24 protein-coding genes and 1 tRNA gene are annotated in these 21,475 nt (G+C 69.6%); 13 read left to right on the top strand and 12 right to left on the bottom strand.

Going from position 1 to position 21,475, the window contains the following annotated elements:
- Positions 1–60 precede the first annotated feature (60 nt).
- From ACBJ59_RS40125 to ACBJ59_RS40115, 3 genes are read right to left on the bottom strand one after another with little or no spacing between them, the layout of a single operon-like run.
- Positions 61–492, bottom strand: coding sequence for a DUF350 domain-containing protein (locus tag ACBJ59_RS40125; protein WP_375115358.1), 432 nt, complete (start codon positions 490–492; stop codon positions 61–63).
- A 39-nt stretch (positions 493–531) separates the two neighbouring features.
- Positions 532–1,677 carry a glutathionylspermidine synthase family protein gene (locus ACBJ59_RS40120; protein WP_375115357.1) on the bottom strand — a complete coding sequence of 382 codons (1,146 nt, stop codon included), beginning with the start codon at positions 1,675–1,677 and terminating at the stop codon, positions 532–534.
- A gap of 4 nt (positions 1,678–1,681) precedes the next feature.
- On the bottom strand, positions 1,682–2,068 hold the full coding sequence (locus ACBJ59_RS40115; protein WP_375115356.1) for a hypothetical protein: 387 nt from the start codon (positions 2,066–2,068) through the stop codon (positions 1,682–1,684).
- Positions 2,069–2,170: 102 nt separating this feature from the next.
- Here ACBJ59_RS40115 and ACBJ59_RS40110 point away from each other — a divergent pair, with 102 nt between their 5' ends.
- From ACBJ59_RS40110 to ACBJ59_RS40100, 3 genes are all read left to right on the top strand, one after another.
- Positions 2,171–3,199, top strand: a complete 1,029-nt coding sequence (locus ACBJ59_RS40110; protein ID WP_375115355.1) for a PHP domain-containing protein — start codon at positions 2,171–2,173, stop codon at positions 3,197–3,199.
- Between the two features lie 201 nt (positions 3,200–3,400).
- Complete coding sequence (locus tag ACBJ59_RS40105) at positions 3,401–4,129, top strand: helix-turn-helix transcriptional regulator (protein WP_375115354.1); 729 nt, start codon at positions 3,401–3,403, stop codon at positions 4,127–4,129.
- 51 nt (positions 4,130–4,180) lie between these two features.
- The gene (locus ACBJ59_RS40100; RefSeq protein WP_375115353.1) at positions 4,181–4,564 is read left to right on the top strand and encodes a VOC family protein; all 384 of its coding nucleotides are present in this window, start codon (positions 4,181–4,183) and stop codon (positions 4,562–4,564) included.
- A gap of 171 nt (positions 4,565–4,735) precedes the next feature.
- On the opposite strand, the gene ACBJ59_RS40095 is transcribed toward ACBJ59_RS40100, so the two are convergent.
- The 5 genes from ACBJ59_RS40095 to ACBJ59_RS40075 form a co-directional block, all read right to left on the bottom strand.
- On the bottom strand, positions 4,736–5,473 hold the full coding sequence (locus ACBJ59_RS40095) for a maleylpyruvate isomerase family mycothiol-dependent enzyme (RefSeq protein WP_375115352.1): 738 nt from the start codon (positions 5,471–5,473) through the stop codon (positions 4,736–4,738).
- Between the two features lie 10 nt (positions 5,474–5,483).
- The gene (locus ACBJ59_RS40090; RefSeq protein ID WP_375115351.1) at positions 5,484–6,980 is read right to left on the bottom strand and encodes an alpha/beta hydrolase; all 1,497 of its coding nucleotides are present in this window, start codon (positions 6,978–6,980) and stop codon (positions 5,484–5,486) included.
- Between the two features lie 186 nt (positions 6,981–7,166).
- A complete protein-coding gene (gene aceE / locus ACBJ59_RS40085; RefSeq protein WP_364138439.1) occupies positions 7,167–9,914 on the bottom strand; it encodes a pyruvate dehydrogenase (acetyl-transferring), homodimeric type in 2,748 nt (915 codons plus the stop codon).
- Positions 9,915–10,250: 336 nt separating this feature from the next.
- On the bottom strand, positions 10,251–10,985 hold the full coding sequence (locus ACBJ59_RS40080) for a response regulator (protein WP_375115350.1): 735 nt from the start codon (positions 10,983–10,985) through the stop codon (positions 10,251–10,253).
- A complete protein-coding gene (locus ACBJ59_RS40075; RefSeq protein WP_375115349.1) occupies positions 10,982–12,562 on the bottom strand; it encodes an ATP-binding protein in 1,581 nt (526 codons plus the stop codon). The genes ACBJ59_RS40080 and ACBJ59_RS40075 overlap by 4 nt, the downstream gene beginning before the upstream one ends.
- Before the next feature lie 106 nt (positions 12,563–12,668).
- Here ACBJ59_RS40075 and ACBJ59_RS40070 point away from each other — a divergent pair, with 106 nt between their 5' ends.
- The 7 genes from ACBJ59_RS40070 (at position 12,669) to ACBJ59_RS40040 (ending at position 15,820) form a co-directional block, all read left to right on the top strand.
- Positions 12,669–12,851, top strand: coding sequence for a DUF1918 domain-containing protein (locus ACBJ59_RS40070; protein WP_364125456.1), 183 nt, complete (start codon positions 12,669–12,671; stop codon positions 12,849–12,851).
- Positions 12,852–12,860: 9 nt separating this feature from the next.
- Positions 12,861–13,268 (top strand): secondary thiamine-phosphate synthase enzyme YjbQ, encoded by a 408-nt coding sequence (locus ACBJ59_RS40065; RefSeq protein ID WP_375115348.1) that lies wholly within the window; start codon positions 12,861–12,863, stop codon positions 13,266–13,268.
- Positions 13,269–13,386: 118 nt separating this feature from the next.
- Positions 13,387–13,818, top strand: coding sequence for a DUF3052 domain-containing protein (locus tag ACBJ59_RS40060; RefSeq protein ID WP_364125452.1), 432 nt, complete (start codon positions 13,387–13,389; stop codon positions 13,816–13,818).
- A gap of 35 nt (positions 13,819–13,853) precedes the next feature.
- Complete coding sequence (locus ACBJ59_RS40055; RefSeq protein WP_375115347.1) at positions 13,854–14,309, top strand: peroxiredoxin; 456 nt, start codon at positions 13,854–13,856, stop codon at positions 14,307–14,309.
- Positions 14,310–14,362: 53 nt separating this feature from the next.
- Complete coding sequence (locus ACBJ59_RS40050) at positions 14,363–14,641, top strand: hypothetical protein (RefSeq protein ID WP_375115346.1); 279 nt, start codon at positions 14,363–14,365, stop codon at positions 14,639–14,641.
- A 148-nt stretch (positions 14,642–14,789) separates the two neighbouring features.
- A complete protein-coding gene (locus ACBJ59_RS40045; protein ID WP_375115345.1) occupies positions 14,790–15,731 on the top strand; it encodes an ROK family protein in 942 nt (313 codons plus the stop codon).
- A gap of 17 nt (positions 15,732–15,748) precedes the next feature.
- A tRNA-Val gene (locus ACBJ59_RS40040) sits at positions 15,749–15,820 on the top strand.
- 60 nt (positions 15,821–15,880) lie between these two features.
- Here the strand turns inward: ACBJ59_RS40040 and ACBJ59_RS40035 are convergent.
- Positions 15,881–16,018 carry a hypothetical protein gene (locus tag ACBJ59_RS40035; protein ID WP_375115344.1) on the bottom strand — a complete coding sequence of 46 codons (138 nt, stop codon included), beginning with the start codon at positions 16,016–16,018 and terminating at the stop codon, positions 15,881–15,883.
- 7 nt (positions 16,019–16,025) lie between these two features.
- Here ACBJ59_RS40035 and ACBJ59_RS40030 point away from each other — a divergent pair, with 7 nt between their 5' ends.
- Positions 16,026–16,340 (top strand): hypothetical protein, encoded by a 315-nt coding sequence (locus ACBJ59_RS40030; protein WP_375115343.1) that lies wholly within the window; start codon positions 16,026–16,028, stop codon positions 16,338–16,340.
- Between the two features lie 140 nt (positions 16,341–16,480).
- Here ACBJ59_RS40030 and ACBJ59_RS40025 read toward each other — a convergent pair whose 3' ends face one another.
- Positions 16,481–16,861: a hypothetical protein gene (locus ACBJ59_RS40025; RefSeq protein WP_375115342.1), complete on the bottom strand. Its 381-nt coding sequence runs from the start codon at positions 16,859–16,861 to the stop codon at positions 16,481–16,483.
- 1,638 nt (positions 16,862–18,499) lie between these two features.
- A complete protein-coding gene (locus tag ACBJ59_RS40020; protein ID WP_375115341.1) occupies positions 18,500–19,504 on the bottom strand; it encodes a hypothetical protein in 1,005 nt (334 codons plus the stop codon).
- Between the two features lie 98 nt (positions 19,505–19,602).
- Here ACBJ59_RS40020 and ACBJ59_RS40015 point away from each other — a divergent pair, with 98 nt between their 5' ends.
- Both ACBJ59_RS40015 and ACBJ59_RS40010 read left to right on the top strand, forming a co-directional pair.
- On the top strand, positions 19,603–20,571 hold the full coding sequence (locus tag ACBJ59_RS40015) for a TetR/AcrR family transcriptional regulator C-terminal domain-containing protein (protein ID WP_375115340.1): 969 nt from the start codon (positions 19,603–19,605) through the stop codon (positions 20,569–20,571).
- Positions 20,568–20,798 carry a hypothetical protein gene (locus ACBJ59_RS40010; protein WP_375115339.1) on the top strand — a complete coding sequence of 77 codons (231 nt, stop codon included), beginning with the start codon at positions 20,568–20,570 and terminating at the stop codon, positions 20,796–20,798. Before ACBJ59_RS40015 ends, ACBJ59_RS40010 begins: the two co-directional genes overlap by 4 nt.
- 5 nt (positions 20,799–20,803) lie before the next feature.
- On the opposite strand, the gene ACBJ59_RS40005 is transcribed toward ACBJ59_RS40010, so the two are convergent.
- On the bottom strand, positions 20,804–21,472 hold the full coding sequence (locus ACBJ59_RS40005) for a 1,4-alpha-glucan branching protein (RefSeq protein WP_375115338.1): 669 nt from the start codon (positions 21,470–21,472) through the stop codon (positions 20,804–20,806).
- Between the last annotated feature and the right edge of the window lie 3 nt (positions 21,473–21,475).

Below are 21,475 nucleotides of genomic sequence, written 5' to 3'. Positions count from 1 at the left end.
GTCACGCCTCCTAGAGTGCCAGGTCCCTTCGGATGACCGGAACGGCGGTTCGCGCCGGTCCTAGATCACGGCCACGGCGGTGATCAGGCCGATCGCGACATGGGTCACCGCCAGCAGCCGCGAGCCGGGCTGCAGCTCCTGCTCCTTGACCAGATCGCGTACGGAGATGCCGACGACCCGGTCGAACACCAGCATCGCCACCGTCTGCACCACGATGCCGACCAGGCCGAACACCGCCGTGCCGGCGAGCCCCTCCGCGAGCCGGCCGCCGGAGGACCAGATGGAGGCCGCCACGATCAGGCCGACGGCGGCCAGGGCGGAGGTGGCGAGCAGGGTGGCGTTCGGGTTGCGCTCGCTGCGGATGATCTCGCTCAGTTTGCCGGGCGTGGCCCAGTCGATCACGTAGAAGCCGACGATCATCAGGATCACGCCGACGGCGGCGTAGGAGGCGATGGCACCCGCGCCGCGGGCGAGGGTCTCAAGAAGGGTCACGTCAGTTCCATTCGTGGAAGAGCATGTGTCGGGAACGGGTCATGGAGCGATGCGATGCGGGACGAACGAGGAGGTGTCGTCGGTGATGAGGCCGGTCGTCTCCCTCATGCCCAGCCCGGCGGCCTCGTCGGCGACCACCCAGGCGCCGAGCACCGGCCGCTGCCCCTCGAACGCCGGTAGCGCCTCGAAGCCCTGGAAGACGTAGCCCTCCCGGCCGTAGATCCCCGGCGTCTCCTGGGTGCCCTCCGGGGTGACGATGCGCATCGAGGCGCCCTCCCTGCCGAGCAGCGGCTTGGCGATGTAGGAGGTGAGGTCGCGGGGGCCGTCGAGGTAGGCGGGCAGCAGGTTCGGATGGCCCGGGTCGAGCTCCCACAGGACGGCGAGCAGCGCCTTGTTCGACAGCAGCGTCTTCCACAGCGGCTCGATCCACGTGGCGTGCCGTACGGCGTGGCGCCCGAAGTCGTCCGTCAGCATCCACTCCCACGGGTAGAGCTTGAACGCCGAGCGGATCGCGCGCTCCTCGACGTCGACGAAGCGGCGGTTGAGGGCGTCCCAGCCGATGTCCTCCATGGCCACGGCGACGGTCTGCAGGCCCGCCTGCTCGGCGGTCTCCTGGAGGTAGGCGACCGTCATGGCCTCCTCGCCCGTCTCGTCCGCGTTGGTGAACGCGAAGTGCGTGGGGCCGGGCGGCAGCCGCAGCTCGCGCCAGCGGTCGATGAGCCGCTCGTGCAGCGAGTTCCACTGGTCGTCGTCGGGGAAGACGTCCTGCAGCCAGAACCACTGCACGACCGACGCCTCCACCAGCGACGTGGGCGTGTCGGCGTTGTACTCCAGCAGCTTGGCCGGGCCGGTGCCGTCGTAGCGCAGGTCGAAGCGGGCGTACACGTAGGGGTCTCGGCGCTCCCAGGAGCGTGCCACCTCCTCCCACGCCCATTCGGGGATGGCGAAGTCGGCGAAGCGCCCGGCGGAGACCACGTGCTCGACGGCCCGCAGGCACATGCCGTGCAGCTCCTCGACCTGCGTCTCCAGCTCCTCGACCTCGTCCATCGAGAAGACGTAGTGGACGGACTCGTCCCAGTACGGGCGGCTCAGCCCGGACGGGTGGGCGGCGCGGTGGTAGGCCAGCCCCTGGCTCTCGATCGTCTTCTCCCAGTCGTTCCTGGGAGTGCCGTGTTCGCGGCGCATCTCGTCAGCTCCCGCCGCTCCAGCTGCGGCCGAAGCCGCCCCGCTGGATCTCCTTGCCGCCCCGGCTGGTGATGTTCGTGTCGGACGGGCGCAGCGTGGTGCCGCCCTCGACGCGGTTGCCCACTCTCCGCCCGCCGTAGTACCACAAGTAGGCTCCCCGGGATCCCGCGTAGTAGACCCTGGTGCCGTCGTCGTCGCAGTAGTCCTCGTCCACGACCTCGTACGTGCCGTCGTCCAGCCGGACGACGCAGTCGGCGGTGACGTCGTCGTCGTCCTGCACGGCCGCGCAGTAGCCGACCACCATGACCGACAGCACACCGAGTACGACCAACGGGACGATCTTCGACGATTTGCGCGGCGGTTCTTTGGGCGCCTGCGCCGGATTTGCCATCAAACTCCTGCTTTCCTGGGCCGATCAGCCTAGCGGTGGCCCTTGTCCCCGTTCAATGTGTATGCCCCTGTGGTTGCGGTTCTCTTGGGTATGAATGGACGCATGGAACCGGTCGAGGCCCTGCGCGAGATCGCCTTTCTGCTCGAGCGCGCGGGCGAGCCCACGTACCGCGTGCGTGCCTTCCGCCGCGCCGCCGCGGTCGTCGACGACCTGCCGGAGGAGGAGCTCGCCCGGCTGGCCCGCGGTGGCGGGCTCGGCGACCTTCCCGGCATCGGCAAGGTCACCGCCCTTGTGATAAACGAAAGCCTTGATGGGCTGGTTCCGACGTACTTGCGGAGAATGCGGGCAACTGCCGGCATCGAGCTGGACGCCGAGACCGCCGAGCTGCGCGCCGCGCTCAAGGGGGACCTGCACAGCCACTCCGACTGGTCGGACGGGGGCTCGCCGATCGAGGAGATGGCGGAGGCGGCCATCGGGCTCGGGCACCAGTACTGGGCCCTGACCGACCACTCGCCGCGCCTGGCCGTGGCCAAGGGGCTGTCGGCCGAGCGGCTGGAGCGGCAGCTCGAGGTGGTGGCCAAGCTGAACGAGCGGCTGGCGCCGTTCCGGATCCTGACCGGGATCGAGGTGGACATCAACCTGGACGGCTCCCTGGACCAGGAGTCCGAGCTGCTGGAGCGGCTGGACGTGGTGGTGGCCAGCGTGCACTCCAAGCTGCGGATGGGCGGGGAGGACATGACCCGCCGGATGGTCACCGCCATCGCCAACCCGCTGGTGGACGTGCTCGGCCACTGTACCGGGCGGGTGGTGCAGGCCGGCGGGAAGCGCGGCGTGAAGCGGCCGGAGTCGGACTTCGAGGCGGAGCTGGTGTTCGAGGCGTGCCGGCGGTTCGGGGTGGCGGTCGAGATCAACTCCCGGCCGGACCGGCTGGACCCGCCCAAGCGGCTGATGCGGCTGGCGTACGAGATGGGGTGCGTGTTCGCGATCGACTCCGACGCGCACGCCCCCGGGCAGCTCGACTGGCAGCGGTTCGGGTGCGAGCGCGCCGCCCGGTGCGGGATCGAGGCCGAGCGCGTCGTCAACACCTGGCCGCTCGACCGGCTGCTGGGCTGGATCGGCGCCGCCCGGTGAGATCCCGGCACCTCCCGTCCCGGTCAGGAAAAAGCGGCCGTCGTTGCGTGGCGGGAAAGCCCGCCTCGGCGTACTCTCCCCGGCAGAGGGCCCTGGGGCAGTGACCGAAGCGTGAGACCCCTGTGGCCGCGCGGTTACGTGGGTGTCCCGGGGCTGCCGGGCGCCCCGCGATTGTCGGTGGCGCGGCGTAGCGTCTCGGCTGTGAACCGTACCGACCGGCTCTACGCGTTAGTCGAGGACCTGCGCGCCATCTCGCCCCGCTGCCGCTCCGCCCGCGAGCTGGCCAAGCGGTTCGAGGTGAGCGTCCGCACGATCGAGCGCGACATCACCGCCCTGCAGGAGTCGGGCGTGCCGATCTACGCCGAGCCGGGACGCAAGGGTGGTTACGCGATCGACAAGAAGATGTCGCTGCCCCCGCTCAACTTCACCCCCGCCGAGGCCGTGGCCATCGCGGTGGCGCTCAGCCGGGCCGGCGACCAGCCGTTCGGCCGGCAGGCGCGCAGCGCGTTACGCAAGGTCGTGGCCGCGATGCCGGGGCCCGAGGGCGAGCTGGCCCGGGAGCTGGCCCGGCGCGTGCAGCTCGTGCACCTGCCACCCGAGCCGGGCGGCGAGATCCGGCCGCTGGGCGGCGAGGGCATCTCGCGGGCGATCGAGGAGGCGCTGCTGCGCCGCCGCGTGCTCAGGCTCGACTACGCCGACGCCAAGGGCGCGCTGACCTCGCGCGACGTGGAGCCCGGGGTGTTCCTGGGCGGGCGCGGCGGTTTCTGGTATCTCGTGGCGTGGTGCCGGCTGCGCGACGACGTGCGCGTCTTCCGCCTCGACCGCATCGCGGCCGCCACCGTCACCGCCGAGCGCTGCCCCGACCGGCCGCTCGAAGGCTTCGCCACCGACGTGCCCGAGATGGTCGTACACGGAACTTTGCTCGATTAATGATGCGGAAACACCGACATAGGGTTGTCGCCATAGGGATACATCGTTGTCTTGTTCGAGAAAGAGGAGACGATGATGGACAACACGGTGACCTGGTTCGAGGTCGCGACCGACGACCCCGAAGGCGCCCAGCACTTCTACGGCGGGCTGTTCGGCTGGACGTTCGACCGTGGCGACGACGGCCCGCTCGACTACCGGATGATCGGCTACCCGGGCGGGGAGCAGCCCGCCGGCGGGCTCTTCAACACCAGAGGCGAGTTCCCCAGCCACGCGATCTTCCACGTGCAGGTGGCCGACGTCGAGCAGACCTGCGCCAAGAGCGAGTCGCTGGGCGGCAAGGTGATCACGAAGGTGATCGACGACGGCGCCGGCACCGACTTCGCCTACATCCACGACGTCTCCGGCAGCGTCTTCGGCGTCTTCCACCGCAGGTGATCACCCGCTCGCGGGCCGGGGCATGCGCCTTCCCCGCGAACACCCCGGCAGGCGAGCGGGCCGCTCCCGAGGGCAGATCCCCGGAGCGGTTCACCCCCTCGCCCTGGACTCGCCGCCGATCGCCGAGCGGCGGCGCGTCCAGGGCACCTTCACGACACCTTCACGACAGGGTCAGAAGGCGGCCGTGGCCAGCCAGCGCTCCAGCAGCGCGCGGTCGCCGTGCACGGTGAGCCCCTCGGGGGAGCGGCGGCCGTAGAGCAGGAGCAGCAGGTCGCTCACCGGGCCCCGGACGGCGGCGTCGCCCTTGGCGTGCCCGCGGGTCCAGGTGATCTTCCCGGCGGGGCCCTGCGTGATCGTCCACTCGCCGTCGGTGTCGCTCGCGTGGAGGTGGATCGTGGCCCCCTCCACGCCGAGCTCGGCCAGCGGCCGGGTGACCCAGGCGGCGTACGGCAGGTTGTGCAGGAACTCCTCGATGCCGTCGATCGCCGTTCCCGCCGGGATCTCCGGGTCGACGCCGAGCGCGAGCTCGGCGTCGGCCCGGTGCACCACCAGCTCGAAGAGCATCCGGCGCGGCCACCAGGACGCCGTCCCGTCCGGGCCCCACGTCCACACCGTCATCGAGGGATCGGTGGCGCGCAGGGTCTCCAGCAGTTCGGCGGCCCCCGCCGTCAGCCAGCCGGCGTCGCCGCTCTGGCCCTCGGCCAGCCCGCTGGGCACCTGCCGCGACCAGATCCGCTCCTGGACCTGATCGCGCAGCACGTGCACCGCCCAGCGGTGGGTCTGGCCGACGTGCGTGACCAGCTCGGCGAGCGTCCATCCCGGGCACGTGGGCACCGGCACGGACAGGTCGCCGGAGAGGTCCGCCAGCCGCGCGACCTCGGTCTGGATCTGGGATTCGTAGTCCGTCACGCGGCCCAGACTAGGCCGCCGGGCAACTCGTGCCCTTGCTCGGCACCTTCCCGTCGATCAGGTACGAGTCCACCAGCCCCTGGACACACTTGCTGCCCGACAGGTACGCCCCGTGCCCCTCGCCCTCGTACGTGACCAGCGTCGCGGTCTTGAGCTGGGCCGTCAGCTTGGGCGCCCACTCGTACGGGGTGGCCGGGTCGCCCTTGCCGCCCACCACCAGGATCGGCGCGGAGCCGGTGGCGTCCACGTGCCGTGCCTCGTTGCTGCCCTTGGCCGGCCAGACCCGGCACAGCCCGCCGGAGCCCTCGCTGCCGAACAGCGGCGAGATCTTCATCGCGGCCGCCTCGGTGCGCCGCAGCGCGGCCTCGTCGGGGCGCTCGGCGGAGTCGACGCAGGTGATCGCCGGGAAGCTGGTCATCTGCGTGGAGTAGCTGCCGTCCGGGGCGCGCCCGGTGTAGGAGTCGGCCAGGTACATCAGCGCCTCGCCCTGGCCCTTGAGCGCCTGGCTCAGCGCCTCCTCCAGGAACGGCCAGGTCAGCTCCGAGTAGAGCGCGGCGGCCACGCCGGTCGAGGCCAGACCCTGGGTCAGCGCACGCCCGTTGACCTGCAGCGGCTTGCCGGCGAGCTGGTTCATCAGCCGCTCGACGTTCGCGTTGGCGGTGGCCTGGTCCTTGCCGACGTCGCAGGTGCTCTTGACGCAGGAGCGCAGGAAGCTCTCGTACGCCTTCTGGAAGCCGCGCGTCTGCGCCAGCGTGCGCTGCTCGAACGTGACCGTGGGGTCGAGCGGCGCGTCGAGCACCATGCGGCCCACGGTCTTGGGGAACAGGGTGGCGTAGACGCCGCCGAGCTGCGTGCCGTACGACATGCCGACGTAGTTGAGCTTGGGGTCGCCCACGGCGGCGCGGATGCGGTCCATGTCGCGGGCGGCGTTCACGGTGCCGATGTAGGGCAGGATCTTGCCGGAGTTCTGCTGGCAGAGCGCGGCGAACTGCTTGTTGGCCGCCGCGGCCTCCTGGTGCGTCTGGGCGTCGGGCGGCAGCGTGTCCAGCGAGGTGAACCGGTCCATCTCGGCGCCGTCGCCGCAGCGTACGCCGGAGCTGCGCTCGACGCCGCGCGGGTCGAAGCTGACCAGGTCATAGCGGGCGCGCAGCGCCGTGAGCGCCTTGGCGGCCTGGTCGAGCGTGTCGACGCCGGAGGCGCCGGGGCCGCCGAAGTTGAACACCACCGAGCCCAGCCGCTTGCCCTTGCCGGTGGCCGGCAGCTTGATGAGCGCCAGGTCCAGCTTGTCCCCGTCGGGCTTGGCGTAGTCGAGGGGCACCGCGAGCTTGCCGCACCGTACCGTGGCGTCCTTGTTGGCCGGCGGCTCGCCGTCAGGGCGCTTGATGTCGGTGCAGGGACCCCAGGCGATCTTGTTCGGGTCGGCGGTGGACTCCGTGGCCGGCTCGGCGGGTGCGGTGGAACAGCCGGCGGCCGCCAGAAGCAGGGCGGCGGCTAGAAGGCGACGCATGACGAACTTCCCCTCACATCTCTCAGGGGGAAGTAGTGCCCACAATACGTGACCCTGCACCAAACCTGGGTGAGGCGGCACGTACCCCTCCTGAACGTGCCGCCTCACAGGCCCAACAGCGCGGACGGCCGGATATGACGGCGCTCCCGCGAAAACTCATTCGCGGGAGCGCCTCATTCGGATGACTCAGACCCCCATGGACTGGGTGTCGTTGCTCTCCGCGCCGCCCGCCTCGGTGACGCCGTTCTTGAGGTGGTAGCGGGCGATGGCCTCGCGCAGCACCTCGCCGTCGAGCTCACCCCGCTTGACCAGGCTGGTCAGCACGGCCAGCGTGATCGAGGCCGCGTCCACGTGGAAGTGGCGGCGCAGCGCCGAGCGGGTGTCGGACAGGCCGAACCCGTCGGTGCCCAGCGAGGACCAGTCACCCGGCACCCACTGCGCGATCTGGTCCTGCACGGCCTTCATGTAGTCGCTGACGCCCACGAACGGCCCCTGCGCCGGCGAGAGCACCTGGGTGACGTAGGGGACGCGCGGCTCGGCGTCGGGGTTGAGCAGGTTGTGCTCCTCGCACGCCAGCGCGTCGCGGCGCAGCTCGGACCACGACGTCGCCGACCACACGTCGGCCGACACGCCCCAGTCCTCGGCCAGCAGGCGCTGCGCCTCCATCGCCCACGGGCCCGCCACGCCCGAGGAGAGGATGTTGGCCTTGGGACCCTGCGTCTGCGGCCCGTCGGCGAACTTGTACAGGCCCTTGAGCAGGCCCTGCACGTCGAGGTCCGCGGGCTGGGCGGGCTGCAGGTAGGGCTCGTTGTAGACGGTCATGTAGTAGAAGATGTCTTCCGGCTGGTCGCCGTACATCCTCCGGAGGCCGTCCTTGACGATGTGCGCCACCTCGAACGCCCAGGACGGGTCGTAGGAGACGGCGGCCGGGTTCGTCGAGGCGATGAGCGGGGTGTGGCCGTCCTCGTGCTGCAGGCCCTCACCGTTGAGCGTGGTGCGGCCCGCGGTGGCGCCGAGCAGGAAGCCGCGGCCCATCTGGTCGCCCATCTGCCACATCTGGTCGCCGGTGCGCTGCCACCCGAACATCGAGTAGAAGATGTAGATCGGGATCATGTGCTCGCCGTGCGTGGCGTAGGCCGTGCCGGCCGCGATGGCCGAGGCCATCGAACCCGACTCGCTGATGCCCTCGTGCAGGATCTGCCCCTGCACGGCCTCCTTGTACGACAGCAGCAGCTCCCTGTCGACGGCCTCGTACGTCTGGCCGTGCGGCGAGTAGATCTTGGCCGTCGGGAACATGGCGTCGAGGCCGAACGTACGGGCCTCGTCGGGGATGATCGGCACGAACCGGTGGCCGATCTCCTTGTCGCGCATGAGGTCCTTGAGCAGCCGCACGAACGCCATCGTGGTGGCGACCTGCTGCTTGCCCGAGCCCTTGGCGAAGCCGCCGTAGACCTCGTCGCCGGGCAGCTTGACCGGCTTGGCGCGCATGACCCGCTTGGGCAGCACGCCGCCGAGCGCCGCGCGGCGCTCCTTCATGTACTGGATCTCGGGGTCGTTCTCGCCCGGGTGGAAGTAGGGAGGCAGCTCACCTTCGAGCGCCGAGTCGGGGATCGGCAGGTAGAGCCGGTCGCGGAACTCCTTGAGCTCGGCCTTGGTGAGCTTCTTCATCTGGTGCGTGGCGTTGCGCGCCTCGAAGTCCTTGCCCAGCGTCCAGCCCTTGATGGTCTGGGCGAGGATCACCGTCGGCTGGCCGACGTGCTCGCGGGCCGACTTGAACGCGGCGTAGACCTTGCGGTAGTCGTGGCCGCCGCGCGACAGCTTGCGGATGTCGTCGTCGGTCAGGTGCTCGACCATCTTGCGCAGGCGCGGGTCGGAGCCGAAGAAGTTGTCGCGGATGTAGCCGCCGGACTCGACCGAGTAGGTCTGGAACTGGCCGTCGGGCGTGGTGTTCATCTGGTTGACCAGCACGCCGTCGACGTCGGCCGCCAGCAGCGGGTCCCAGTCGCGGCCCCACACGACCTTGATCACGTTCCAGCCGGCGCCACGGAAGTACGACTCCAGCTCCTGAATGATCTTGCCGTTGCCGCGTACCGGGCCGTCCAGGCGCTGCAGGTTGCAGTTGATCACGAACGTGAGGTTGTCGAGCTCCTCACGAGCGGCCAGGCCGATCGCGCCGAGCGACTCGGGCTCGTCCATCTCGCCGTCGCCGAGGAACGCCCATACGTGGCTGCGGCTGGTGTCCTTGATCTGCCGGTTGAGCAGGTAGCGGTTGAACCGCGCCTGGTAGATCGCGCCGATCGGGCCCAGGCCCATGGAGACCGTCGGGAACTCCCAGAAGTCGGGCATGAGCCGCGGGTGCGGGTAGGAGGGCAGGCCGTGGAAGCCGTGCGACAGCTCCTGCCGGAACGCGTCGAGCTGGGCCTCGTTGAGCCGGCCCTCGAGGAAGGCGCGCGCGTAGATGCCCGGCGCCGCGTGGCCCTGGAAGAAGACCTGGTCGCCCGACTCCCCGTGGTCCTTGCCGCGGAAGAAGTGGTTGAAGCCGACCTCGTAGAGAGAGGCGGCCGAGGCGTAGGTCGCGATGTGGCCGCCCACGTTGGTGCGGGCGTTGGCCCTGGACACCATGATGGCCGCGTTCCAGCGGATGTAGGCGCGGATGCGGCGCTCGACATGCTCGTCGCCGGGGAACCAGGGCTCGCGCTCCGGCGGGATCGTGTTGATGTAGTCGGTGCTGCGCAGGCCCGGCACGCCGACCTGGTGCTCGCGCGCCCGCTCCAGCATGCGGAGCATCAGGTAGCGGGCTCTGGTGCGGCCCTCGGTCTTGACGACGTTGTCGAGAGACTCGAGCCACTCGTTGGTCTCGCTGGGATCGACATCAGGCAGCTGGCTGGGTAGGCCGTCGCTGATGATCGAAAAACGCTGGCGTCCGGAAGCCACTGGGTCTCGCCTTCCGAGATGGACTGATGTCTGGTCTGGGTCGCCTTCCATCCTGGTCGCTAGCCGTAGAAAACGCATCTCTACTAGCCAGTAACCAGAGTGTCCCTGCTGGCAGGGCCATCTACGATGGCCTAGACCACCGATGGTAGGACGAATCGCCACCAAAGGTTACCTCGCGGGAGCAATTTAACAAGACAGGAAAACGAACGAAATTTCGCTCGAATGTCCTGGCGTCCCGGATGCCGCCTCCGTAGCCTTACCCTCCCCCGCGGGAGAGGGTTCTCACCCGCGGCGGGCGAGTCTAGCCGCCGTGCCTCCCGCCTGCCTCGAGTGGGCCTAGAGTGCCTGGTCGAGCGGCACTAGCCCCTGCTGGAGCGCGTAGATCGCGGCCTGGGTGCGGTCGGCCACGCCGAGCTTGGCCAGGATGCTGGAGACGTGCGTCTTGACCGTCTCCCTTCCCATGCGCAGGTCCCTGGCGATCTCGGCGTTCGAGCGGCCGCGCGCCAGGGCGACCAGGACCTCCCGCTCGCGCGGGGTCAGCGTGTCGAGGGGCCGGCGCATGCGGCCCAGCAGGAGTGCCGCGACCCCCGGCTCCAGCACGCTGCCGCCGCGCGCGGCCACGCGCACCGCCTCGACCACGCGGTCGACGGCGGAGGTCTTCGACAGGTACGACAGCGCGCCCGCGCGTACCGCCGCCACCACCCTGTCGTCCTCCTGGAACGAGCTCAGCACGATCACCGCCGGCCGCCGCTCCAGCCCGCGCAGCCGCTCCAGCACCGCCAGGCCGTCCAGCCCCGGCATCACCAGATCGAGCAGCATCACGTCGGGCCGGCACCGCTCCACCGCGCGCAGCGCGCCCTCGCCGTCACCGCTCTCGCCCACGACCTCGACGCCGTCCTCCTGCTCCAGGACGAAACGCAGGCCCTGCCTGACGACCTGGTGGTCGTCCACGATGAGCACGCGGATCGTCGTGCCGGGCGCGTCGCCACCGGTCGTCGTGTCTCCGTGGGCCGTCGTGTCTCCGTGGGCCGTCGGGTCAGGCCCGCCGTCCCCGTCGCCGCCGATCGTCATGTCAGCCTCGCCGTCACCGTCGTACCGCTCTCGTCGCTGTGGAGGTCCAGCCGGCCGCCGAGCTCCGTGACCCGCTCGCGCATCAGCTTGAGCCCCATGCCGTGCCTGGTGGCCACGTCCGCCGGGTCGAAGCCGGTGCCGTCGTCCGACACCGACACGGTGATCGCGCCGTCGCGCTCGCGCAGGCGTACCTCTATCCTGCTCGGGTTCGCGTGCTTGACCGCGTTCCCGACCGCCTCCTGCACCAGGCGCAGCACCGCGTGCTCGGCGGCGGGCGGCAGCGTGACCTCGTCCAGCTCCGCCTCGACCGCGACGCCGAGCCGTTCCTCATAGGCGTGACAGAGCTCACGCAGGGCGGGCAGCAGGCCCGCGTCCTCCAGCGCCACCGGGCGCAGCTCCAGCAGCAGCGCCTGCATCTCGCGCATCGCGCGGGCGGCCGTGCGCTCCATCGCCTCGGACTGCTCGCGCAGGCCGCCCGGCGCCGCCCGGCGCATGCCCGCGGCCAGCAGGCTCAGCGAGAACAGGTCCTGGGAGATCGAGTCGTGCAGCTCCCTGGCGATCCGGCCGCGCTCGGCCTGCCTGGCCTCGGCGCGCGCGGTCGCCCTGTCCGCCTCCACGGCCGCGCCGAGCCGGTCGGCCATGAGGTTGACCGAGCGTTCGAGCGTGCTCACCTCGTCGGAGCCCGCCACCGGGACCCGCGGGCGGAAGTCGCCGGCCGCCACCGCCGTCGTCACGCCGGCCAGGCGGCGCACCCGGCTCGTCAGCCGGCGCGTGCTCAGCAACCCGAACACCAGCCCCACCGGCACCACCAGCGCCAGTGCCAGCCCGCCGGCCGCGACCAGGGGGAGCAACTCCCCGACCGTGGGGGTGGGCGCGGCGTCCGAGGGGGCCTGTACGTAGACGTACCCGATCGCGTCGAAGCCCGCCGAGCCGTCCGGCGACTTGATCAGCACCGGGCTGAAGTGCCAGGTCGTCGGCCCCGTCCTGGTGCTGCCCACGCCGGGGCCGCCCCGGAGTCCCGGCGGGGAGACGTCGAGCGTGCCTCCTACGGGGTAGATCGCGGGCGCCGAGCTCTCGACGACGGCGCCGGACATGTCCACCAGGGCGGCCAGCATGGCCAGCCCCTGCTTGTGCAGCGGCTCGGCGCCGCCCACGAGCGTCCGCGGCGGGACGTCCGTCCGCGGCGGGGGCACGCTCGGGACCGCCCGCGGCGGGTCGTCGCCCGGGACGGGCCGCGGCCGGACCTCGCTCGGGAGCGCCCGCGGCTGGACCTCGCCCGGGACCGCCCGCCGCCGGGCGTCGTCCGCGACCTTACTGTCCCGCGTCCCCGCCGCGACCGCGGCCAGGACTTCGGCGGGCGAGAGGCCGGGGCGGGTGGTGGAGATCCTGGCCACCTCCAGGTTCAGCACAGTGGTGTCGTTGGCCGCCTGCTCCTGCAGCACGGCCGCCAGATCGGTGGCGTTGGCCCAGGGGATCAGGTAGATGGCCGCGATCACGGCCTCGACCAGGAACACCGCAGTCGCGGTGACCAGCACGTACGAGGCCGCCATCTTGCCGCGCAGGCCGAAACGCCACATCCGCGCAGCGTAACGGTCTGGTCATCTTTCTTCCTCCCCCTCTAGGGGGAGCAAAACTTATGAATCGGTCTTTTCCTCCGGCATTCCGCGTACCAATGTGGGAGGTATGAATGCGACGGTAGGAGACCGGCTCCTGGTGCACGGGAATACCGTTGGCGAAAGGGACCGGAGCGGAGTCATCACGGAGGTCCAGGGCATGGACGGCGGGCCCCCGTACATGGTGAGGTTCGACGACGGGCACACCGGGCTGGTGTTTCCCGGCCCTGATGCCGTCGTTGTGCCTAAGTAAGATTTCCCTGTGAGATCTGAAATCATCTCTGTGGCCACTGGTTCCAGAGAGACGGTGCACGACATCACGGCAGAATGTGCCGACTTCGTTCGTGCCCAGGGTGAGGACGGGCTGCTGCACATTTTCGTGCCGCACGCGACCGCGGGCGTCGCCCTGCTGGAGCTCGGCTCGGGCAGTGACGACGATCTGCTGGCCGCGCTGCGCGATCTGCTGCCGGCCGACGACCGCTGGCGTCATGCCCACGGTTCGCGCGGCCACGGCAGGTCACACGTCATGCCCGGCCTGATCCCGCCGTACGCCTCGATCCCCGTGCTGGGCGGGCGAATGGCACTGGGCACGTGGCAGTCGATCGCGCTGGTGGACCTCAACGTCGACAACCCGCAACGTCAGGTTCGCCTGTCGTTTTTGTCTGATTGATTTTGCCTGGGCACAGGCCGGACCCGTGGCGACCGTTGACGACTGAGGGTCACAGCGTGTGGACTGTGCCGAAGCGATAAACCGCATAAGCGGGGCCACTCAAGCAGGAGGGATAAACGTGAGCGCGACCGCGGGTCAGGCGCAGGGCGAGCGCGGCCTGGCCGAACGACTCGGCCTCAAGCCGGGTCAGGTGGTGCAGGAGATCGGTTGGGACGAGGACGTCGACGACGAGCTTCGCGATTCCATCGAGGACCTGACCGGCAACGAGCTGCTGGACGAGGAGAGCGACGACGTCGTAGACGTGGTGCTGCTGTGGTGGCGCGACGGCGACGGAGACCTCTTCGACGCTCTGACCAACGCCATGCGAGCACTCGCCAACGAAGGCCAGATCTGGCTGCTGACTCCCAAGGCCGGGCGCGATGGCCACGTGGAGCCGAGCGACATCGGGGAGGATGCCGCTACCGCGGGTCTCTCGCAGACCAGCAGCATCTCCGCCGCACCCGACTGGTCCGGCACCAGGCTCGTCCCGCCGAAGGGCAGCCGCCGATAGGGGCCTGAGCGTCAGCCGTACGGCAGGATGTTGGTGTGAACGCACATCCTGCCGAGGTCGGCGCCCTGGCTCCGGATTTCGAGCTGCAGGACCAGCACGGCACTCCGGTGAGCCTTGCTCACTTTCGGGGCGAGAAGGTCGTGCTGGTCTTCTACCCGCTGGCGTTCAGCGGGATCTGTCACGGTGAGCTGTCCGCCCTGCGCGATCATCCGATCGAGGGGGCGCGGGTGCTCACCGTGTCCGTGGACTCCGTGTTCACGCACCGTGCATGGGCGGATCGCGAGGGTTATACCTTTGCCCTGCTCTCTGATTTCTGGCCACACGGACAGGTCGCGCGGGCGTACGGTGTGTTCGATGAGGCGAAGGGGCTCGCTCAGCGGGGGACCTTCATCATCGACGGCGAGGGCGTGATCCGGTGGTCGGTGGTCAATCCGATCTCCTCGGCACGTGACGTCGCCGACTACGTCAAGGCACTCGCCGACATTTCATGACCTCGGAGGGAAGGATGCCCTGCTACCGCTGCGGGGCCCGGCAGACAGACCCGGTGCGCGGTGCCAGCCCGTGGCAGCGCGGGGTGCGCAACGAGTCCCAGGTGCTGATCTGCCCGGACTGTCAACGGCTGCACGACCTCGACCTCGACTCCTGCGCCACCTGCAAGTCCACGGCGCTGATCTGCCGGTTGGGGGAGGTGGAGTGCCGGTCCTGCGGGGCCGTGCGGATGGCCCGTTCGTCGGAGACGCTCAGCCCGGCCTCGGTGGCTCCACCGCCCGGATTGTCGGCGGAGGTGGAGGCGGCGCTCAACCGGGTGCTGGGGCGGGCGTAGCGGCCCCAGGAGGCGTCGGCGGGCCGTCGTGGTGCACTGGGGGCTCACCGGGGGTTTCGGGGCTTGGTGAGCGGCTGAGGCCGCCCGCTCTCCCACACCTTTCCCGGACATTTACTGAGCTGCGCTATCGTCTCCTATCGTGTCCGCAATGAGTTCGTTCGTCGTCGCGCTCGACGTCGGTGGCACGTCCATGAAGGGCGGCCTGGTCAGCGAGTCCGGCGCGGTGCTGCTGAGCGAGCGGCGCCCGACTCCCCGCACGGAGGGGCCGGACGCGGTCGTGGCCGCGATCTCCGACTTCATCAGCCACCTGGCCGCCTCGGGCGACGGCATCCCCGCCGGCGTCGGGCTGGCCGTGCCGGGGCTGGTGTCCGAGAACTCGGCCGTGTACGCGGCGAACCTGGGCTGGCGCGACGTCCCCGCCACCGACTTCACCACCCTGGACATCCCGGTGCTGCTGGGGCACGACGTACGCACGGGGGGCCTGGCCGAGAGCATCCTCGGCGCCGGCCGCGGCGTCTCCGACTTCCTCTTCCTCCCCATCGGCACGGGCATCGCCGGCGCCTCGATCATCCGCGGCGAGCCGTACGGCGGCGCCTCCGGCTGGGCCGGCGAGATCGGCCACACGCCGGTGTTCCCGGACGGGGAGCAGTGCGCGTGCGGCCAGTTCGGATGCCTGGAGACGTACGCGTCGGCGGCCTCGGTCGGGCGCCGCTACAGCCAGCGGGCCGGCCTCGACGGCGTCAAGGCCGAGCAGGTGGTGTCGTCGGACGACCCGATCGCCATCGAGGTCTGGGACGAGGCCGTGGAGGCGCTGTCGCTGGCGCTGGCCACGTACACGCTGCTGCTGGACCCCTCGGTGATCGTCCTGGGCGGCGGCCTGGCGGAAGCCGGCCCGGCCCTGTTCGACCCGGTGCGTACGCGCCTGATCAAGCGCCTGGCCTTCCGCGAGGCGCCACCGCTGATCCCGGCCGCCCTCGGGGTGGACGCCGGGATGCTCGGGGCGTCCCTGCTGGGCTGGCGCGCGGCGGGGCGGCCTGAGCTGGGGCCTGGGTGGGTGATGGATGTGCGATCGGGGCCGTTGGTGTCGTAAGGTGTAGTGCCGATCAGGGGCGGTTAGCTCAGCGGTAGAGCACTCGCCTTACAAGCGAGGGGTCACTGGTTCGAACCCAGTACCGCCCACCTGTAGAAAGAGCCCCGTCTCCGATCATGGAAACGGGGCTTCGTGCCATTAACGTGCCATTAGCTCAGGCGGGCGGGCACTCCTGAAGATCCATCGCTTTGGTTGATCTTGTCGTTCATGGAATCGGCGATCTTGCGGTCGGCTTCTGCGGTGCTGTGCTGGTAGATGAGGGCGGCGCGGACGGAGTCGTGTCCCATGCGTTGCATGAGATCTTTGAGACTCGCGCCGGAGCTGGCGGCGATCGTGTTACCGGGCGAGGTGCTCGCGGAGTGCTGGGATGATCGCTTCCGGGATGGCAACCGTACGGACTTCCGCGCGGGACTTGGGTGGGCCGACGAGGAGTTCGTCCGTGTCGAGTTCGACGTGCTGTCGCCAACGCTGACCGTCCGTGCGACAAGCGGCGGCGCGCCGCCGTACCTCCGGCCCTCCGGCCGCCCGCCGTGCGGGCGTGCGACCTGGGGGCCGGTCCCGGACGGCGGCGGGACCCGAGCCGGGCACCGTGCGTCGGCCCCTCCGTAGCGACCGAACGCACCGACCAGGGTTGCCGCGCCGCCTGGCAGATGCAGCCCTACCATCGCCCCTACATGGCTGGCCGCCATACGTGCCTAGGGGCGATCGACGAGATCGTGGCGGAGGTCTGCCGATCTGGCAAGCCATGCTTATCGCTGCAGATGTGGATCCTGCTCATGCCGAACCGGCTCGGGCTGGGCGCGGCACCAGTCCACGACGCGGTACGTGATGCGGTCGAAAGGCGCGTCATCGGTGGGAGGGCGTTCGAAGTCGGCCAGACGTTCCAGGTCCATGGCCAATTCTGCCAAGGTCTCCTCGGTGAAGAGCCCCGACCTGGTGAGCGTCTCCCGCAGGTAGGCCAGGAGACGTTCGTAGTGCTCGTCCCAGTTGACGTTGCCGTTGCGCTGCGCCTCGTCTCGAAGCTTCTCGACTGCACGCAACAGTTCGCCTTGGACGGTGTCCGCCTGGCCTCGACGTGGTACATGGGTCAGCCAGATCCTGCGAGCATCGGCGGCATATGACGCGTCCATGGCGGCCACCGTACAACCATGCCGCTGGCGCGGCCTCCAGCACAGGGGTGGTCTCAGTCAGGGGTGGTGAGCCTTGCGCACCCGCTGGCTGACGCCAAGGCAAGCGACTACACGCGATGTGTCGGGAGCCAGGAAGAGCTGAAAGTGGTAGGCGGGCTCTGTGCTTTTGACGACGCCCAGGATGAGGTGCTGAAGTCCGCAGGCGCTGAGCTGCGCGACCGCCTCCGCAAAGCCGAGGGATGGGATCTCAAGCCGGTGGGTAAGACGTGCGCGACGCTGGTAAGTCCTAGTCAGGTGGAGGGCCTCGACCGGGTCCGGCCATATCTCGAAGTACGCTCCAGCCGCGAGGGCCCGACGGCACGCATGGCGTGCTTCCCCTCCTGCGCTGTCGAGGAGTTGAACGAGCGTCTCTCTATCCACGAAGGCAGCGTATGTACAGCGCAGTGTCTAGGAGCCCATGTGGGTGGATCGCCCGTGACGGCCCACAGGTACGGGAGTGCAGGTCCAGGCGTACTGCCAAGGGGTCATGGCTCCTTGCAAGCGGGGGGGCACTGGTTCGAACCTAGTACCGCGCACCTGCGAAAACACCCCGTCTCCGCTCTTGGAAACGGGCGCGTGACAAACGGAGTTACATGTTGAACGGCTACATGTCGTCGGCTGGCCGTGTGACGACCGGCCGTATCGGCTGACGGTAGACCGGCTCCGTAACCACCGTGTTGGAGCGCCTTATCAGGCGCGAGATGTCCTCGATCGGGATGTCATGATCCGAAAGCAGAGACACACAAAGCCGTGTCGCAGCTCTCTCGGTGCCCCGTCCCTGCCGGTGAGATCCCGGCACGCGGGCCCGGGGCAGCCCCCGCGGCTGTCCCGCTGTCCCTTCGGGTGGGGCGACGGCATACGGGCAGACCAGGGCACATCCCTTGTGGCGCTTAGGCCTCAAGATCTAAGCTTCGGGTTGTTTGGAGTCTGGTCAGAGCGCCTTGGGGCCCGCAGCTCAAGGAGGGGTGGGTATGGAACCGCTCCCGGATACGTCTCGGAGCGTCAGAATCCCGTGATCCCACCCTCCTAGATCATCTTTGAGCGACAAGCTGAGTGACATCGACGTCGCCCACCACAACACGACCATGCACATACTGGCCGGGGCTGCTCACGTGGCAGATCCTGAGGAACTCGCAGGCACCCGTTCCCGCTCTACGAACGGTTCGGCGTCCCGGCGCGATGCTCGCTTGAGATCACCTGACTACACGCCGGCGGGCGGTTCTCGTCACCTGGCTCCGAGGCGCGCGTAGGGGCATGGGTTCCGTCAGTTGGCGAGAGCCCCGGCGATCACGGTTCGGCGGGGCTCCTGCCGCGTCTCCTACTCGACGTGCAACTGCGTCCAGTGCGACGGTGTGCCCTGGTACATCACGTCGTCACAGTTGCAGCTTCCGCAGCCTGGGATCATTCGGTGCCTCCTCCATTGACCGATTGGGCCTTGTACTCAGAGTGACTGATTCATGCGCTTCCGTACATGCCAGAGTTTCGAATCCCCGCAGTGGATCTACGCCCTTGTGACGCAGTCAGGGCCGGAAGCGGCCGGGGCTCGGTCTTCCGGCATGAGAAATGCTTCGGCGTCGGCGCGCCGACCTCCTCGGCTGATCACCGGATCGCGATCCGGTCCCGGCCGGTGGATGGGGCGGGTGCCGTATCGATGCGGCGGCGGGCCGCTGCGAGGGCCAGGGCCGCCAGCAGCGTGGTCACGCAGATCGTCACCGCGAGTGCGGTCCACGTGGCCGCGTCGGGGTGGATCAGGGCCTGACCGCGCAGCGCCTGCCACGCCGTGATGGCGAACAGCGCGGTGTATCCCAGGATGACGACCCCGGTCAGCTGGGCGCGTACGCGTTCGTGGCGGAGCCGGGTGATCCGGGTCGCGAGGGTGGTGAGGATGAGCACCGCCAGCACGAACACCTGGACGGAGTGCAGGCCGATGAAGTGCGGAACGCGCAGGTCGCCGCCCACGGTGCTCCAGTTCGTGATCGGCATGCCGCCACCGTCCGGCACGCCCACCCCGTGGCCCCCCACGAGTGACACCGGGTTGCCGTAGGCGTCCTCGACCGTCCGGGGTCCGTTCGCCGAGGTCGACCCGGTGATGAAGGACGCCAGCGCCATGCCCAGGACGGCCAGCCCGATCCCGGCGCGCAGGGCCCAGGTGAGAGCCGCGTCACCGGTCCGCTGGAACAGCAGCATGACGGCGATGAGCAGGGTCGCTCCGAACAGCCCTATCACGCCCGTGGAGAAGACCAGCTGCCCGATCGCGTTGAACGCGTCGGTTTCGGCGTTGAAGTGGCTGTACGTGCCGCGGGCCGCCTGCACCACGATGAAGCCGACGTCGATCAGACCGGCGACGGCGAAGGCCGTTCCGAGGGTCCACATCGTGCGCCTTGCCTTGCGGAGCTGCGGCAGCATCCAGGCGAGCGTGGCGCCGTACATGACGAACGAGACGCCGAACTTCAACGGCTTCGCCCAGACCGACTGCTCCATGAGCGCGCGGCCGTCCACGAAGAGACCGAAACCCGCGACGACGATGAGCGCCGACATCGCCGCCACCATGACCATCAACGGCCGGTGCCACAATCTGACTGCGTACGGTGTAAGAAGTGTCATGCGTACAGCGTATGCGCGGTATTTCCGCTATACAGCTGGCTAACGCTATAAAGTGAACTAGTAGCCTGAAGAAGTGAACTAGTACACCAAGGGGCCTCATGCAGTCGTCGAGCCAGGATCCGCCTTACCGGCGCATAGTCGAAGAGCTCCGTGCCCGGATCCTCTCCGGCGACCTGCGGTCAGGCGCGCGGATGCCGTCCATCCGGCAGATCGCTCAGCGCTGGGGCGTCGCGATCGCGACCGCGACCAAGGTGATGGCGGCCCTACGCGACGAGGGGCTGGTCGTGGCGAGGGTCGGCGCCGGTACGGTGGTCGCCGCCCGCCCGGACCTCCAGCAGCCGGAACCACCTCCCAGGCAGGCACTGAACCGCGAGCACGTGCTCCGCACCGCCATCGAGATCGCCGACGCCGAGGGGCTCGGTGCCGTGTCCATGAGGCGACTCGCGGCCGAACTCGGCGTCGGCCCGATGTCGCTCTACCGGCACGTGGCGAACAAGGACGAGCTGGTGACGCAGATGGTCGACCAGGTCTTCGGCGAATCGGAACTGCCCACCCCCGGGCCGGAGGGGTGGCGGGCCAAGCTCGAACTGGTCTCCCGCCGGCAATGGCAGCTGGGGCAGCGGCACATCTGGCTGCCCAGGGCCATCTCGTTCACCCGCCCGCTGCTCGTGCCCAACATGATGGCCCACACCGAGTGGACCCTGCGCGCGCTCGCCGGGCTGGGGCTGTCCATGACGACACGGATTCGAGAGGCACTCGCGCTGCACGCCCTGGTCGTCACCGTCGCCCTGTCCAGGGCCGACGAGGTCGAGGCGGAGCAGGAGACCGGTGTGACCCTCACGCGGTGGTGGCTCGAACAGCAGCACCGATCCGACGAACTCCTCGACAGTGGACGTTTTCCCCTGCTGGCCACGATTCCTGGGGAGGCGGTGTCAGATCTGGACGGCCTGTTCGAGTACAGCCTGGCCCGCCATCTCGACGGTTTCGCCGTACTGCTGCAGGAGCGGACGCCGGCGGGGCCCGTCCCTGCTCCAGGCGCCTCGCAGCCCTACGATCGCTCGCCATGAAGAACCGCGACATACTGCTCTGCTTCGTCGGGCTTGGCTTGCTCGCCCTCGTTGTCGCCGCGTTCACGTCTGGAGGCACTTCGGGCGTCACCTTCGCCCTCATCGGGGTTGCCTTCATGCTGGCGTCAGGGGCCATGGCGCTGGTGGAACGAAATGATCAGATGCATACGCCTCCGGCGGGGACTCGGCTCCCGGATGATCGGGAGAGCGGCCCTGGCCGTCCGTAGGGCGCCTAGGCGCGTGGGACGGTGCGCAAGACGGCGAACAGCCCTCGCGTGCGGGTGCCATCCGGCATGTGCCAGGAGCCGGCGACGTGGCCTATCGCGTCCGGTGGGAGGGCAGGCGTGTTGTCCGGGGCGCCGGGACGCAGGAGCCGGCGCAGGCGGAGGGTCGTACCCCGCGGTGCGGGCAGCTCGGTGCCCTCCTGGTCGTCGGTGGCGGTGGTGGTGAAGTCGGCGGGGGCGAGGCCGTCGCCGAGGCAGGAGCGGGTGACCTCCCGGTCGGGGGTGTCGCTGGCGTTCTGGTCCTGGGCCTGGACCCGGCCCTCGATCAGGGCCTGCAACTGGGTGACCAGCACCGGGTCGTGACAGCCGTCGTAGGCCCAGCGCCGCCCCAGCACCCCGTGCTCCATGGTGCCGATCAGGGCGTGCTCCGCCCCGTCGAGCGGGGCACCGCGATAGGTGAGCGGCACCAGGTAGCCGGCCGGGTCAGCGCCGGAAGTGTCGGTGACCACCATGAACTCGATCCCGACCGCACCCTGCGGGTCGTCCAGCCGGAAGCCGCCGGCCTTGGCCAGTTCGGGTACATGCGCGCCGCCGGAGTACCACGGGCGGGAGGGCAGCCAGGCGGTGAGCAGTTCCAGCTTGGTCGGCTTCAGGGCGGTGTTGTGGATGACGGCCATGCC

This window comes from Nonomuraea sp. MTCD27 (assembly GCF_041950495.1).
Lineage (GTDB): Bacteria > Actinomycetota > Actinomycetes > Streptosporangiales > Streptosporangiaceae > Nonomuraea.
Note: the sequence above shows the minus strand (reverse complement) of the source record. Positions and strands in the feature narration are given on the sequence as shown.

Bases quoted from the DNA above. Each gene is read 5' to 3' on its own strand.
- ACBJ59_RS40120 (WP_375115357.1), bottom strand. From the start codon at position 1,677: ATGCGCCGCGAACACGGCACTCCCAGGAACGACTGGGAGAAGACGATC.
- ACBJ59_RS40115 (WP_375115356.1), bottom strand. From the start codon at position 2,068: ATGGCAAATCCGGCGCAGGCGCCCAAAGAACCGCCGCGCAAATCGTCG.
- ACBJ59_RS40110 (WP_375115355.1), top strand. From the start codon at position 2,171: ATGGAACCGGTCGAGGCCCTGCGCGAGATCGCCTTTCTGCTCGAGCGC.
- ACBJ59_RS40090 (WP_375115351.1), bottom strand. From the start codon at position 6,980: ATGCGTCGCCTTCTAGCCGCCGCCCTGCTTCTGGCGGCCGCCGGCTGT.
- ACBJ59_RS40080 (WP_375115350.1), bottom strand. From the start codon at position 10,985: ATGACGATCGGCGGCGACGGGGACGGCGGGCCTGACCCGACGGCCCAC.
- ACBJ59_RS40075 (WP_375115349.1), bottom strand. From the start codon at position 12,562: ATGTGGCGTTTCGGCCTGCGCGGCAAGATGGCGGCCTCGTACGTGCTG.
- ACBJ59_RS40070 (WP_364125456.1), top strand. From the start codon at position 12,669: ATGAATGCGACGGTAGGAGACCGGCTCCTGGTGCACGGGAATACCGTT.
- ACBJ59_RS40045 (WP_375115345.1), top strand. From the start codon at position 14,790: ATGAGTTCGTTCGTCGTCGCGCTCGACGTCGGTGGCACGTCCATGAAG.
- ACBJ59_RS40035 (WP_375115344.1), bottom strand. From the start codon at position 16,018: ATGGGACACGACTCCGTCCGCGCCGCCCTCATCTACCAGCACAGCACC.
- ACBJ59_RS40030 (WP_375115343.1), top strand. From the start codon at position 16,026: ATGAGATCTTTGAGACTCGCGCCGGAGCTGGCGGCGATCGTGTTACCG.
- ACBJ59_RS40025 (WP_375115342.1), bottom strand. From the start codon at position 16,861: ATGGACGCGTCATATGCCGCCGATGCTCGCAGGATCTGGCTGACCCAT.
- ACBJ59_RS40020 (WP_375115341.1), bottom strand. From the start codon at position 19,504: ATGACACTTCTTACACCGTACGCAGTCAGATTGTGGCACCGGCCGTTG.
- ACBJ59_RS40015 (WP_375115340.1), top strand. From the start codon at position 19,603: ATGCAGTCGTCGAGCCAGGATCCGCCTTACCGGCGCATAGTCGAAGAG.
- ACBJ59_RS40010 (WP_375115339.1), top strand. From the start codon at position 20,568: ATGAAGAACCGCGACATACTGCTCTGCTTCGTCGGGCTTGGCTTGCTC.
- ACBJ59_RS40005 (WP_375115338.1), bottom strand. From the start codon at position 21,472: ATGGCCGTCATCCACAACACCGCCCTGAAGCCGACCAAGCTGGAACTG.